This window comes from Streptomyces sp. NPDC018031 (assembly GCF_044327625.1).
In the GTDB taxonomy this organism is placed as follows: Bacteria; Actinomycetota; Actinomycetes; order Streptomycetales; family Streptomycetaceae; genus Streptomyces.
The window spans coordinates 115265-129590 of record NZ_JBIRFT010000006.1 but is presented as its reverse complement, the minus strand read 5'-3'; the positions used below and the strand labels follow the sequence as shown (position 1 = coordinate 129590).

The window sequence follows — 14326 nt, the reverse complement described above, 5'->3', positions numbered from 1 at the left end:
CCGCGCCGGACGCGGCGTGGCGGCAGGCGGCCGCGGCGGTGCCGTCGGCCTGGCCGGTCCGGGGGCCGGCGGCGGGCCTGCCGTCGGCCGGACCGGTGCCGGTCCCGGTGGTCGGCGTGCCCGGGCCGGGCTCCGGGACGGTCCGGGCGGTGCCGGTCGTGGTGGCGGCTTCGTTCGTGGCGATGGTGCCGGTCGTGGTGACGGCTTCGGTGGCGGGGTCGGTCGCGGTACGGAACACGGCGTCCCTTCCTACGGTGTCGGCCCGGTGCCGGTCGCGGGTCAAGTCCGGGCCGGATACGGGCGGTCGAGGTGCGGGCGGGGTCCGGGCCGGATGCGGGCGGTCGAGGTGCGGGCGGGGTGCGGGCCGGATACGGGCGGGCGGGGTGCGGGCCGGGCGGGCGTGGAGCCGTCCGGGTGCCGATGCCGGGTGCCGCCGCGGCTTCCGGGCGGGCCGGCCGCGTCCCTCTGCGCACCGGGCTGCGGCAGGTCGCCCGCGGCCCCAGGCGGTCGTGGCGGCAGCGCCCGGTGCGGTGCCGCCCGCTTCCGGCGCGGCCGCGCCGACTGGTGCGTTGACCGGCGCGTCGATCGGTGCGTCGGCGGGCGCGCCGGAAGCAGGGCCGCTACGGGTGTCCGGCGGGTCCCCGCCGCGTCCCGGGGGCGACCACCGCGGTGGGCCACCGCGTCACAGCGGTACGGGTTGCGGGTCCCAGGTCGTGACCGGGGCGAAGCCGCGGTGTCCGCATTCCCCGAAGACCGTGACCGGGCCGCCGCCGGAGACGGCGGTGAGCTGCCACAGGTTCGTCCGGTCCACGCAGCGCGGGTCCACGGGCAGCGCGGCGGCGGTGTGCGGGTCGGCGAGCTGCCAGCCGTCCGGCCCGGGTATCGGGGTGACCTCGGCGAGCACGGTGGGCCAGGCGTCCAGCCACGGGTCGTCGCGGAGCGCCTCGCCGTACCCGGCCAGTGCCTGCGGTATGCCGGTGCCGGGCGGCGCGGCGGCTTCCGGCGGCGGTAGGGGCGGCCCGTAGCGGGAGCCGAGCACGGCCCGCAGCGGGCGGGCGGACGGGTAGTAGACGAGGTCGGCGTCGAGCACCAGACCGGTGGGCAGCACCAGTTCCGGAGCGCGGCCGGCCGCGCCGAAGGAGAGCAGCAGCGCCATCCGGCCGGTGTGCTCGCCGCGCAGCCACACGCGGCGGGTGGTGAGCCTGCCGTCCCCGCTGTCCCGCCGGCCCAGCACACGCCACCGGTCCCGGACCGGCGTGCCCGAGGCCAGCAGTTCGGCGGTGCTCGTGGTGAGCCCCACCCGCGACCGGGTGGTCGCGGCCAGGTCCGGCGGCAGTTCCTCGACACGGAGGTAGCTCTGGTTGAGCAGGTGGGTCAAGGCGCATTCCTCCAGGAGCCGGGCCGGCCACCCCGGGCCCGAGTCGCGCACCGCCGCCAGCTCGCGCACCCGGGCCTCCAGCCCCGGCGCCTGCGCGTCGACCATGCGGGCGGCGGTCTCGTCCCACGGGGCGCACCCGGCGTGCGAGTCGTCTCCGGCGGCGGCCAGTCCGTCCCGCAGCAGATCCGCCAGGCGCTGCTCCAGCTCCGTGGCGCCCGCCGCGATCCGCCGCGCCCGCTGTTCCGCCCGGCGGCGCGCCGCCACCGGATCGGCGGTGCCCGCCCCCCGGGCGCCGCCACCGGCCGGGTCGGCGGCGCCCGCCGCCCCGGCGGTCTGCCCTCCGGCCCCCTCCCGCCGCCCGCTCAGCCACGCCGCGGCCCACTCCGGCGGCTCGGCTGCCTCCTCGACGCTCCCCTCTCCCGTTTCCCCCGCCCACAGCAGCAGCAGCCCCAGCGCGTGCTTGCACGGGAACTTGCGGCTCGGGCAACTGCAGGTGTATCCGGGGCCGGTCGGGCCCCCCAGATCGACGACGGTCCGGTACGGCGCGCCCCCGCCGCCCTGGCACATCCCCCATACGCTCTGTGCACAAGCGCCCGTCGCGGACCACGGGCCGGCTGTGGCGAGCTTGCCGCCCGCCTTGCGTGATGCGGTGTCAGGAGCCAGCGCGAGCACCTGTTCCGCCGTCCAGCGTTCCCCCTGCGGATTCATGTCGAAAACGCTACGCCGTGCCACTGACAATCGGCCCTGACCTGCATGTTCGTCAGATGGGCAATCGATTGTCAGTGGTCGGGTGCAAGGTGGTTCACGTACCCGGAAACGGACCTGAGTACGAGTTGGGGGAGCTGTGACCGTGACTGTGCCCGGACCCGGCAACGAAACCGAGGGAAAGACCGCACCCACTACGGGGAGTGACCGGTCGTCGGATGCCGCGAGCGGCGGGGCGGCGGCCATCCGGCCCCACGCGGAGGACGCCTTCGCCGGCGAACTCGCGGCGCTCGCGGCGGCGGACGACCGGCCCCGCCCGCCCCGCTGGCGGCTTTCGCCATGGGCCGTCGCCACCTATCTGCTCGGCGGCACCCTGTCCGACGGGACGGTCGTCACGCCCAAGTACGTCGGCCCGCGCCGGATCGTCGAGGTCGCCGTCGCCACCCTGGCCACCGACCGCGCGCTGCTGCTGCTCGGAGTGCCCGGCACCGCCAAGACGTGGGTGTCGGAACACCTGGCGGCGGCCGTGAGCGGCGACTCGACGCTGCTCGTCCAGGGCACCGCGGGCACCCCCGAGGAGGCCATCCGGTACGGCTGGAACTACGCGCGGTTGCTCGCCCACGGGCCCAGCCGGGAGGCGCTGGTGCCCAGCCCGGTGATGCGGGCGATGGCCGAGGGCATGACCGCCCGGGTCGAGGAGCTGACCCGCATCCCGGCCGATGTGCAGGACACGCTGATCACCGTGCTGTCCGAGAAGACGCTGCCGATCCCCGAGCTGGGCGAGGAGGTGCAGGCCGTCCGGGGCTTCAACCTGATCGCCACGGCGAACGACCGGGACCGCGGGGTGAACGAGCTGTCCAGCGCGCTCCGCCGCCGCTTCAACACCGTCGTGCTGCCGCTGCCCGCCACCCCGGAGGCGGAGGTGGACATCGTCTCGCGGCGGGTCGAGCAGATCGGCCGCTCCCTCGACCTGCCCCCGGTCCCGGAGGGCCTGGACGAGATCCGCAGGGTCGTCACCGTCTTCCGGGAGCTGCGGGAAGGCGTCACGGCGGACGGGCGCACCAGGCTCAAGTCGCCGTCCGGCACGCTCTCCACGGCGGAGGCCATCTCCGTGCTCACCGGCGGACTGTCGCTGGCCGCCCACTTCGGCGACGGAGTGCTGCGGGCCGGGGACGTGGCGGCGGGCATCCTCGGCGCGGTGGTCCGCGACCCGGCCGCGGACCGGGTGGTCTGGCAGGAGTACCTGGAGACGGTGGTGCGCGAGCGCGAGGGCTGGAAGGACTTCTACCGCGCCTGCCGCGAGGTGAGCGGATGACCACCGGGGCGCGGATGACCACCGGGGCGCGGGGGGCCGCCGCGCACCGGCCGCCACCCGGCGCGGGCCCGGTGCTCCTGGGGGTGCGACACCACGGGCCCGGCTCGGCCCGCGCGGTCCGGGCGGCGCTCGACGCCTGCCGGCCCCGGGTGGTGCTCATCGAGGGACCGCCGGAGGGAGACGCGCTGGTGGGGCTCGCCGCCGACGAGGGCATGCGGCCGCCCGTCGCGCTGCTGGCGCACGCGGTGGACGATCCCGGTCGGGCCGCGTTCTGGCCGCTCGCCGACTTCTCTCCCGAGTGGGTCGCCATCCGCTGGGCGCTCGACCGGGGCGTGCCGGTGCGCTTCATCGACCTTCCGGCGGCCAACTCACTGGCCCTCGCCACCCAGGAGGAGGCGGCGGGCACGCCCGGCGGCGCGCCGGCCGGCGGCGAACCCGGTGCCGGCCCGGCGGGCGGCCCGCCCGGCCCCGAGGGGGAGGGGGCCCGCCCGGTGCTGCCGCGTGTCGACCCGCTCGCGGTGCTCGCCGAAGCGGCGGGCTACGACGACCCGGAGCGCTGGTGGGAGGACGTCGTGGAGCACCGCGCCGGAGCCGGCACCGGGCCCCGGCCCGGCACCGCCCCGGGACCGGCGGCCGTCCCGGGGCCGGATGCGGGTCCGGTCCCGGGGACGGGCCCGGGACCGGCGGCCGTCCCGGGCGGGGTGGGTGACGCCGGGCGCCGGGCGGCGCTGGCGCCCTTCACGGTGCTCGGCGAGGCGATGGCGGTGCTGCGGTCGGAGTTCGGGGACGGCGGCCACCCGCGCGACGCGGTGCGGGAGGCCCATATGCGGCTCCGGCTGCGCGACGCCCGGCGCGAGTTCGGCGACGACGTGGCCGTGGTCTGCGGCGCCTGGCACGTACCGGCCCTCGCCGAACGCACCACGGCGACCGCCGACCGGCGGCTGCTCAAGGGACTGCCCAAGACCAGGACGGAGACCAGCTGGGTGCCCTGGACGCACCGCCGGCTGGCCCGGCACAGCGGCTACGGTGCCGGGATCGCCTCCCCGGGCTGGTACGGCCATCTCTTCCACGCTCCGGACCGGCCGGTGGAGCGCTGGCTGACCAAGGTCGCCGGTCTCCTCCGCGACGAGGACTTCGCGGTGTCGTCCGCCCACGTCATCGAGGCGGTCCGGCTCGCGGAGGCGCTCGCCGCGATGCGCGGCAGACCGCTGGCGGGTCTCACCGAGACCATGGACGCGGTGCGGGCCGTGCTGTGCGAGGGCTCCGACGTGCCGCTCGCCCTGGTGCGGGACCGGCTCGTCGTCGGTGACGTGCTCGGCGAGGTACCCGCGGCGGCGCCCGCGGCCCTGCTCCAGCGGGACCTGTCCCGCACCCAGCGCACCCTGCGGCTCAAACCGGAGGCGGCCGAGCGGGAGCTGGTCCTGGATCTGCGCAGGGAGACCGACGCCGCGCGCAGCAGGCTGCTGCACCGGCTCCGGCTGCTGGGCATCGACTGGGGGGTGCCGGCGCGCTCCGCGCGGGGCGGCACCGGCACGTTCCGGGAGACCTGGCGGCTGTGCTGGGAGCCGGAGTTGTCGGTGCGGGTCGCGGAGGCGGGGGTGTGGGGGACCACGGTGCTCTCCGCAGCCACCGCGAAGGCCGAGGCCGAGGCGGTGGGCGCGCGGAGCCTGGGCGAGGTCACCGAGCTCGCCGAACGGTGTCTGCCGGCCGGACTCGCCGAGGCGCTGCCGGTCGTGATGCGGGCACTGGCGGACCGGGCCGCACTGGACGCGGAGGTCGCCCACCTGGCGCAGGCGCTGCCCGCGCTGGTGCGGGCGGTGCGGTACGGGGACGTGCGGGGGACCGACACCGCCTCGCTCACCGAAGTCGCCCTCGGCCTCGCCGGGCGCATCGTGGTGGGCCTGCCCGCGGCCTGCGCCGGCCTGGACGCGGACGGGGCCGAGGAGATGCGGCGCCACCTGGAGGGGGTGCACCAGGCGATCGGCATGCTGTCCGAGGCGGTGGGCATGACCGGCCCGCCCGAGGCCGGGGTCGCCGGTCCGCCCTCGCCCGAGGCCGGGGTCGCAGGTCCGCCCTCGCCCGAGGTCGGGGGCGCCGTGCAGGCCCCGCCCGGGGGCGGTGCGGCGACCGCCGGGGTCTTCCGGGCACCGGACGGGAGCGGGCTGCGGGCCCGGTGGGCCGGGGCGCTGCGGGCCCTCGCCCGCCGGGACGGTACGTCCGGGCTGATCCGGGGCCGCGCGGCCCGGCTCCTGCTGGACGACGGTCACCTCACCGAGGACGAGTCGGCACGGCTGCTGAGTCTGGCGCTCTCCCCCGGTACCCCGCCGGCCGAGGCGGCGGTGTGGATCGAGGGGTTCCTCGGCGGGGGGTCGGGCGGCGGCCTGCTGCTGGTCCACGACGAGCGGCTGCTGGCGCTGGTCGACGACTGGCTGACCGGGGTGCCGGCGGCGGCGTTCACCGATGTGCTGCCGCTGCTGCGGCGCACCTTCTCCGGGTACGAGACGGGGGTCCGCCGCACCCTGGGCGAGCTGGTCCGGCGCGGCCCGGCGGGGCGCCCGGTCGGTCCGGCGGGGGCCGCCGGTCGGGTGCCGGTCGCCGTTCCGCCCGGTTTCGGCCCGGGCACCGACCCGGACCGGGCGGCCGCGGTGCTGCCGACGCTCCATCTGCTGCTGGGCCTGCCCCGGCGCGGCCGGTCCGCCGTTCCGGGCGGCCGGCAGGACGGACGAGACAGGAGGGCGGGGTCGGAATGAGCGAGCGGACCACGGCGAGCGCCGGGGCCACGGCGGTGCCCGGCGGGGCGGACGACCAGGAGCGGCTGCGGCGCTGGCGGCTGGTACTCGGCGGCGAGGGGAGTGGCGCCGACCGCGCCGACGGCACCGGCCATGCCCTCGGCGGACGGGACGCCGCCATGGACCGCACCCTGGAGGCGCTGTACGGGCGGGACGCCCGGCCGGGTCCGGGCGGGCGCGGTACCGGCCCGGCCGGCGGGCCGCGGGCGGCCGGGCTCGGCGGGTCCGCGCCCCAGGTGGCCCGCTGGCTCGGCGACATCCGCAGGTACTTCCCGTCCTCGGTCGTCCAGGTCATGCAGCGGGACGCGATCGACCGGCTGGGGCTGTCCGCGCTGTTGCTGGAACCGGAGATGCTGGAGGCCGTGGAGGCGGACGTCCACCTGGTGGGGACGCTGCTGTCGCTGCACAAGGCCATGCCGGAGACGACCGCGGAGACCGCGCGGGCCGTCGTCCGCAAGGTGGTCGAGGACCTGGAGAGACGACTGGCGTCCCGCACCCGGGCCACCGTCACCGGGGCGCTGGACCGTTCGGCCCGGGTCAGCCGGCCGCGGCACCGGGAGATCGACTGGGACCGGACCATCCGCGCCAACCTGAGGAACTACCTGCCCGAGCACCGCACGGTCGTTCCGGAGCGGCTGGTCGGTCACGGCAGAGCGGCGCGGGGGGTCCGCAAGGAGGTCGTGCTCTGCGTCGACCAGTCCGGTTCGATGGCCTCGTCCGTGGTGTACGCCTCGGTGTTCGGCGCGGTGCTCGGCTCGATGCGCTCGCTCGCCACCCGGCTGGTCGTCTTCGACACGGCGGTGGTGGATCTGACGGACCGGCTGGAGGATCCGGTGGAGGTGCTCTTCGGCACCCAGCTGGGCGGCGGCACCGACATCAATCGTGCGCTGGCCTACTGCCAGTCGAGGATCACTCGGCCCGCGGACACCGTGGTGGTGCTGATCAGCGACCTCCACGAGGGCGGGATACGGGCGGAGATGCTGCGCCGGGTGGCGGCGATGAAGGCGTCGGGGGTGGAGTTCGTGGCGCTGCTGGCGCTCTCCGACGACGGTGCGCCGTCCTACGACCGGGAACACGCCGCGGCGCTCGCCGCGCTCGGCGCGCCCGCCTTCGCCTGCACCCCCGACCTCTTTCCGGAAGTGATGGCGGCGGCGCTCGAAAAGCGCCAACTGCCGATACCGGACATGGCGACGCAACGGTAACCGCGGGGTTGCGCGGCCCCCGGTGTGTCGTGCAAGGATCACGGCATCGGCCAAGGACGTGTCACTGTCCGTCCGTCCGATCCCCCTGATCTCCGTCGCGTGCGCCGACGCTGCCGTCGTTCGCCCGTTCTCCTGGGAGGGCCCCTCGTGTCCGTCATGTCCGTCGTCTTCTCGGCCGTGCGCCTGCCGCGTACGGCCGTGGGGCGACGGGCGCTGATGGCGGGTCTGTTCCTCGGGGCGTTCCTGGTGCTGGGCTTCGTCTCCGGCGGCAGCGCGCAGGCCGCCGGGCGGGAGCTGCCCGGCACGCCGGAGGGCGGCGCGGTCACCACCGCGGCCGGGGCACTCGACCCGGTCACCGCAGGTGCCGCGCGTCAGCGGACCGAGACCGGCGCCGAGTCGTCGGTCGACGCGGTCGAGACGACCACCGAGGCGACCACCGAGGCGGCCCGTACCGCCGGGACCACCACCCGGGACACGGTGCGCCGACCGGTCGAAGAGCGGGTCGGTGACCTCACCGACCCGGTCGACGACCTGGTGCGGGACACCACCGGCGCGCTGCCGGTGCCGCTCCCGGACGTGGTGCCCGGTGCGCAGGACGGCACCGGCGCCGGTGACCGGGAGTCAGCGGACCGGCAGCGGGCACGGGTTCCGTCACCGGAGTCCGGCGGCACCGCCGCCGGCCACCGGACCACCGCTGACCACCACGCCGCCGCGACGGAGCAGGCGACCCCGGCTCCCACCGCGACCCGGGACGCCGAGCAGCGGGCCACGGCCGCCACGTCGGCGGCCGACGGCGGCAGTGCTGATCACGGCCCCGTTCAGGGACCGTTCCCGGGCACCCCGTTCGGCGTGGTGACCCACTGCACCGGTGACAACGGCGCGCCGCGTGGCGGCGACCAGCACGCCGCCCTGCCGCCGGCCGGCACGGCGTGCTTCGGCCTGGTGCCCGGCGCGCTTGGCGCCGACGACTCCGCTCCCACCCGGGAGCGGTACCGCGAAGTCCTCGAATTCCCCGGCTAGGGCAGACCTCTCCCCCGTCTGTCGAGACCTGCCGCGCGGGGGCGGGACAGGTCTGCCCGTCCGCCATTCCCCTGAATTCGAAGGACTTCCATCACCATGCGCAAGAACATCCGCCGTTCCCTCCTGGTCGCCGCCGCTGCCACCGGAATGTGGGCGCTGGGCACCGCCGCCGCCGGCGCCACCGAGCTGCCCGAGGTCCCCGCGGCCGACGGTGTGACCACCACCGTGACCGGTGCGACGGGCACCGTCGAGGACGCGCTGCCGTCCAATGCCACCGAGGTGACCGGCGCGGCCGGCACCGCGAAGAGCGCCGTGGAGGGCACCGCCCGGCAGGTCACCGGCACCGCGGGCAGCGGTCTGCCGGACGCTTCCGGTGTCTCCGATGCGGTCGACGTGGCCGACGGCGCCGGCGACCTCGGTGCGCTCGACGAGGTGACCGGCCGGGCCGGCGCGGTCACCCGGTCCGACGCGGGCGAGGCGGTGGAGCAGCTGCGGAAGACCGCGACGCAGGCCGTCGACGGGGCGGGCGAGGCCGCGGACGTGGACCTGCCCACCGGCGAGGTGCCCGGTGTCGTCCCCTCGCTGCCGGTCCTCGGCGCCCTGCCGTCGGTGCCCGCCGTTCCGTCCGTGCCCGCCACGCCGTCGGTGCCCGCAGTCCCGTCCCTCCCCGGGGAGCTGCCCGCCGCCCCGGAGCTGCCGGCCGAGCTGCCCACTCCGGGTACCGCCGATGACCTGCTCGCCGCCGTCTCGGGTGCGGCCGTCCGTCCGGAGCAGCTGACCGGCGCGGCGCAGGGCGTCATCGCCGAGACCCGGCCGACCGTCGACGGCGTGGCCGCCGACGTGCTGCCGCCGGTGGCGCACCGGGCCGTCGTCCGGGTGCTCCCGGTCGCCGGGCAGGCGGTCGGGAACACCGGGACCCTGGCCGACCACGCGGTCACCCGCGCCACCCCGTTCGCCCAGCGGCTCACCGGTGACGCGCGGGTCTTCGCCGCCAGGGTGACCGGTGACGCGCGGGTCTTCGCGACCGGCCTGGCCGGTGACGCCCAGGGCCTGGCGAACGCGGTGGTCGCCGACGCCACCCCGTTCGCCCAGGAGCTGGCGGGCACGGCCGCGGCGGACGCCCGCGGCACCGCCACCGACGCGGCCGAGGGCTCCCGGGCCCTGCTCCCGGCGGTCCCGGGCGTGCCGTCGGTGCCGGCCACCCCCGGCGTGCCCTCGCTCCCGGGCGAGGTGGCGCTGCCGTCGGTGCCGGCCGTTCCCGCCACCCCCTCGGTCCCCGGTGACCTGGCGCTGCCGGCCGTGCCCGGCGACCTGACCGACGCCGCGAACATCCCGCCGCTGCCGGTGCTGCCGGTCGCCGGCGGTCTCGGCGCCTGACGCGCGCCCGTCACGTCGCCCTCCGCACCGCCGCGAGGACCGGGTCGTCTGCCCGGCGGCCACGGTCCCGCGGCCGCGCGACGGCGGTCACCGGTGACCACGGTCACCGACGCCCACGGAAACCGACGCCCACGGTCGCCGACGACGGCGGTCACCGGCGATGGGCGTCGCTTGACGACGGCGGTCACCGGCGGTGGGTGCTCGATGACGGCGGTCACCGGCGATGGCGGCCCCGATGACGGTGATCGCCGGCGACGGCGGCCGCTGACGACGGCGGCAACCGACGTCGTCACCGGCGACGCCGGTCACCCGACGTGGTCGCCGACGATGCACGTCACCTGACGTGGTCACCGGCGACGCCGGTCACCCGGCGTCGTCGCAGGACGCACCGCCACGGGGCACCTGCCGCCATTCGGCCGATCGGCGGTTCGGCCGAACGGCAGGTGCCCCGAACGGCCGGGCAGCCCCCGTTGGGGAGGGGGCTGCCCGGCCGTCGTACGCGGGTCGCCGGGCGTATAGGTATGCGTGGTACCTACCGCGACCTGTGACCGTAATCACCGCGTGAGTGTGACCTGTGATTTAGGGGCGGGCCTTCCGCGGGGATAACCTGCGTGGCGGACATGCCGCGTACCCGGCGCACGTGTGCCGCCCTCGTAAAAGATCGCGTCCTCACGCTGCCCCCGCGGCACGCCCGCGCAGACAACGAACCGCGATTTCCAGGAAAAGGGACGGACGCGCGTGGACCTGTTCGAGTACCAGGCGAGGGACCTCTTCGCCAAGCACGGTGTACCGGTGCTGGCCGGTGAAGTCATCGACACGCCTGAGGCGGCGCGCGAGGCCACCGAGCGGCTGGGCGGCAAGTCGGTCGTCAAGGCCCAGGTGAAGGTCGGCGGCCGTGGCAAGGCCGGCGGCGTGAAGCTGGCCGCGACCCCGGACGAGGCGGTCGCTCGCGCGACCGACATCCTCGGCATGGACATCAAGGGCCACACGGTCCACAAGGTGATGATCGCCGAGACCGCTCCGGAGATCGCGGAGGAGTACTACGTCTCCTACCTCCTCGACCGCACCAACCGCACCTTCCTGGCCATGGCCTCCGTCGAGGGCGGCATGGACATCGAGGAGGTCGCGGCCACCAAGCCCGAGGCGCTGGCGAAGATCCCGGTGGACGCCACCCAGGGCGTGACCGAGGCCAAGGCCCGCGAGATCGTCGAGGCCGCGAAGTTCCCGGCCGAGGTCGCCGAGCAGGTCGTCGAGATCCTGCAGACCCTGTGGAAGACCTTCGTCGCCGAGGACGCGCTCCTCGTCGAGGTCAACCCGCTGGCCAAGGTCGCCGACGGCCGGGTCATCGCGCTGGACGGCAAGGTGTCGCTGGACGCCAACGCCGAGTTCCGCCAGCCGGAGCACGCCGCGCTCGAGGACAAGGACGCCGCCAACCCGCTGGAGGCCGCGGCCAAGGCCAAGGGCCTCAACTACGTCAAGCTCGACGGCGAGGTCGGCATCATCGGCAACGGCGCGGGCCTGGTCATGTCGACCCTGGACGTCGTCGCCTACGCCGGTGAGAACCACGGCGGCGTGAAGCCCGCCAACTTCCTCGACATCGGCGGCGGCGCCTCCGCTGAGGTCATGGCCAACGGTCTCGAGATCATCCTCGGCGACCCGGCCGTCAAGTCCGTCTTCGTCAACGTCTTCGGCGGCATCACCGCCTGTGACGCGGTCGCCAACGGCATCGTGCAGGCCCTGGAGCTCCTCAAGTCCAAGGGCGAGGACGTGAACAAGCCGCTGGTCGTGCGCCTCGACGGCAACAACGCGGAGCTGGGTCGCAAGATCCTCACCGACGCCAACCACCCGCTCGTGCAGCAGGTGGACACGATGGACGGAGCGGCCGAGAAGGCCGCCGAGCTGGCTGCCAAGTAAGGGACGAGGGACACCAACACCATGGCTATCTTCCTCACCAAGGAATCCAAGGTCATCGTCCAGGGCATGACCGGCTCCGAGGGTCAGAAGCACACCCGCCGGATGCTCGCCTCCGGCACCAACATCGTCGGTGGCGTCAACCCGCGCAAGGCCGGCACCACCGTGGACTTCGACGGCACCGAGATCCCGGTCTTCGGCTCCGTCGCCGAGGCCATCGAGAAGACCGGCGCCGACGTCACGGTCATCTTCGTGCCGGAGAAGTTCACCAAGGACGCGGTCATCGAGGCGATCGACGCCGAGATCCCGCTGGCCGTCGTGATCACCGAGGGCATCGCGGTCCACGACACCGCCAACTTCTGGGCGCACGCCCAGGCCAAGGGCAACAAGACCCGCATCATCGGCCCGAACTGCCCGGGCCTGATCACCCCGGGTCAGTCCAACGCGGGCATCATCCCGGCCGACATCACCAAGCCCGGCCGCATCGGTCTGGTGTCGAAGTCCGGCACCCTGACCTACCAGATGATGTACGAGCTGCGCGACATCGGCTTCAGCTCCTGCGTCGGGATCGGCGGTGACCCGATCATCGGCACCACCCACATCGACGCCCTGGCCGCCTTCGAGGCCGACCCCGACACCGACCTGATCGTGATGATCGGCGAGATCGGCGGCGACGCCGAGGAGCGGGCCGCGGACTTCATCAAGGCCAACGTCACCAAGCCGGTCGTCGGCTACGTCGCGGGCTTCACCGCGCCCGAGGGCAAGACCATGGGCCACGCCGGCGCCATCGTCTCCGGCTCCTCCGGCACCGCCCAGGCGAAGCAGGAGGCCCTGGAGGCCGCGGGCGTCAAGGTCGGCAAGACCCCGTCCGAGACCGCGCGCCTGGCGCGCGCCGCGCTGCAGGGCTGAGCGAGGCACCGTTCCGGCCGGGCCCTCCGGCCGTGCCCTGCCGGGTACGGCCGGGAGGACGGTGAGTCCCGGAACGCGGCGAGACCGCGCGACCGCGGGCCCGCACCCCACCAGGGGTGCGGGCCCGCGGCCTTTCAGCGCGCCCGGTCGGGGGCGGCCGGCGTGCTGGCGGGCGGCTGCGCGGGCCCGGGGTCCGGGGTGGACCCGCCGCCCTGGGCGGCCAGGAGCGCGAGGCCGGCGGCGAGCGCCAGCAGCACCGGCAGGCCGATCGCCGCCCGGGTCCAGCGCCGGGCGGCCCGCTCCCCCTCGGTCCGCACGACCCGCGCCGGCCGGGTGGTCAGGGGCTGGGCCGCGGCGGCTTCGGCGAGCCGCCGGTGCAGGATGCGGCCCCGTTCGGCGGGGCCGGCGGCGCGCAGCTCGGGCAACCGCTCGGCGAGCGCCTCATGGGCGTGCCGCAGCCGGTTGGCGGTGGCCGTCGTGGTGGCCTCGGTCTCCGCGGCGGTTTCCGGAAGGCCGAGGCCGACACCGTGGTGGAGCAACAGCGCGCGCCGGTAGGGGCGGGGCAGCCGCAGCACGGCGTCCAGGAGCGCCGGGGACGAGACGTCGGTCCGGGGCCGCGGTTCCCCGGCGGCGGTGGGCCGAGGCGGTTCGCCCGCGGCGGTGGACGGAAGTGGTTCCCCTGTGGCGGTGGGCGGAGGCGGTTCGCCTGGGGTGGCGGACCGAGGTGGGTCGGTGGCCCCGGTGCCCCGGCCGCCCGTCCGCTCGTCCGCCGCCGCGCCCCTGCCTTCGCGCGGTTCGCGCCGGGCGCCTCGGCCTGTGCGCGGCCCGCGCGGTTCGTGCCGGGTGATTGCGTCAACGCGCGGCTCACGCCCGGCGCTGCCGTCTCTGTGTAGTTCGTGCCCGGTGCCGTCGTCTCCGTGCGGTTCGTGCCCGGTGCCGTCGTCTTCGGGCGGTTCGTGCCCGGGGTGTGCGCCCCCGGCGCCGCCCTCCTCGGGTGGTCCGTCTCCGGGCCGTGCGCCCCCGGGGCTCACCGCGCGGCGCCGGTGGCCGGGCGGCTGTGCGCCGCTGGGCAGCCCGGTGCGCCGGGGCTGATCGGCCTGCTCCGTCTGTTCGGTCTGTTCGGTCCGATCGGCCTGATCGGTCTGTTCGGCCTGCCCGCCGGAGCGCCGTCCGCCGCGGGCCGGCTCCCCGGTGGCATCACGGAGCGGCTCCCCGGCAGCGCGGTCGGCCGGTGCCCCGGCATCGTCGCCGGCGGATATCCGGGTGTCCCCGGTCGGGGCGGCGGGGCCGGCCGGCGCGGTGCTGTCGCCGGTATCGGAGCGGTCCGCCGGGGCCGCGACGGGGCTGGAGCGCCCCGGGCGTGGCCTGCGCCACGGGGAGAGGGCGTACTCGTAGGCGGCCGCGCGTATCCAGCCCGCCGGGTCGCGGTCCACGGCGACCTCGGGCCAGCGCTGCCAGGCCAGCTGGAACGCGTACTCCACCGAGCGGCGCGCGATACGCGGATCGCCGGTGAGCAGATACGCCTGGCGGACGAGGGACGGCGCGTGCCGCCCGTAGAGCGCTTCGAACGCCGCGACCGGGGTGCCCCCGGTGCGCCCGGTACCGGCGCTCGCGGTACCAGGGTCCGCCAGAGCGTCCGCGGTGCTCGCCGAACCGGCGCCTGCCGGGGCGCTCGCGGCATCCGGTTCCGGCGGGGTGCCGGCCGTGCCCGGAGCGACCG

Annotated in this window: 10 protein-coding genes; 8 read left to right on the top strand and 2 right to left on the bottom strand. The window is 76.1% G+C overall.

Annotation, left to right across the window (positions count from 1 at the left end; all coding sequences use genetic code 11):
* Positions 1 to 682: 682 nt before the first annotated feature.
* Positions 683 to 2086 (bottom strand): SWIM zinc finger family protein, encoded by a 1404-nt coding sequence (locus ACH4B3_RS17015; protein ID WP_398463636.1) that lies wholly within the window; start codon positions 2084 to 2086, stop codon positions 683 to 685.
* Between the two features lie 142 nt (positions 2087 to 2228).
* Here ACH4B3_RS17015 and ACH4B3_RS17010 point away from each other — a divergent pair, with 142 nt between their 5' ends.
* The 8 genes from ACH4B3_RS17010 to sucD all read left to right on the top strand — a co-directional run bounded on the left by ACH4B3_RS17010 (position 2229) and on the right by sucD (position 12606).
* Positions 2229 to 3398, top strand: a complete 1170-nt coding sequence (locus tag ACH4B3_RS17010; protein ID WP_398463635.1) for an AAA family ATPase — start codon at positions 2229 to 2231, stop codon at positions 3396 to 3398.
* Between the two features lie 14 nt (positions 3399 to 3412).
* Entirely contained in the window at positions 3413 to 6148 is a 2736-nt protein-coding gene (locus ACH4B3_RS17005; protein WP_398463845.1) for a DUF5682 family protein, read from the top strand.
* Positions 6145 to 7389 (top strand): vWA domain-containing protein, encoded by a 1245-nt coding sequence (locus ACH4B3_RS17000; protein ID WP_398463634.1) that lies wholly within the window; start codon positions 6145 to 6147, stop codon positions 7387 to 7389. Before ACH4B3_RS17005 ends, ACH4B3_RS17000 begins: the two co-directional genes overlap by 4 nt.
* 147 nt (positions 7390 to 7536) lie before the next feature.
* Entirely contained in the window at positions 7537 to 8409 is an 873-nt protein-coding gene (locus ACH4B3_RS16995; RefSeq protein ID WP_398463633.1) for a hypothetical protein, read from the top strand.
* Between the two features lie 96 nt (positions 8410 to 8505).
* Complete coding sequence (locus ACH4B3_RS16990; protein WP_398463632.1) at positions 8506 to 9786, top strand: hypothetical protein; 1281 nt, start codon at positions 8506 to 8508, stop codon at positions 9784 to 9786.
* A gap of 93 nt (positions 9787 to 9879) precedes the next feature.
* Positions 9880 to 10128 carry a hypothetical protein gene (locus tag ACH4B3_RS16985; protein ID WP_398463631.1) on the top strand — a complete coding sequence of 83 codons (249 nt, stop codon included), beginning with the start codon at positions 9880 to 9882 and terminating at the stop codon, positions 10126 to 10128.
* Between the two features lie 396 nt (positions 10129 to 10524).
* Complete coding sequence (gene sucC, locus ACH4B3_RS16980; protein ID WP_398463630.1) at positions 10525 to 11700, top strand: ADP-forming succinate--CoA ligase subunit beta; 1176 nt, start codon at positions 10525 to 10527, stop codon at positions 11698 to 11700.
* Positions 11701 to 11721: 21 nt separating this feature from the next.
* Positions 11722 to 12606, top strand: a complete 885-nt coding sequence (gene sucD, locus ACH4B3_RS16975) for a succinate--CoA ligase subunit alpha (RefSeq protein WP_398463629.1) — start codon at positions 11722 to 11724, stop codon at positions 12604 to 12606.
* 134 nt (positions 12607 to 12740) lie between these two features.
* On the opposite strand, the gene ACH4B3_RS16970 is transcribed toward sucD, so the two are convergent.
* Positions 12741 to 13181: a hypothetical protein gene (locus tag ACH4B3_RS16970; protein WP_398463628.1), complete on the bottom strand. Its 441-nt coding sequence runs from the start codon at positions 13179 to 13181 to the stop codon at positions 12741 to 12743.
* Positions 13182 to 14326: the final 1145 nt, after the last annotated feature.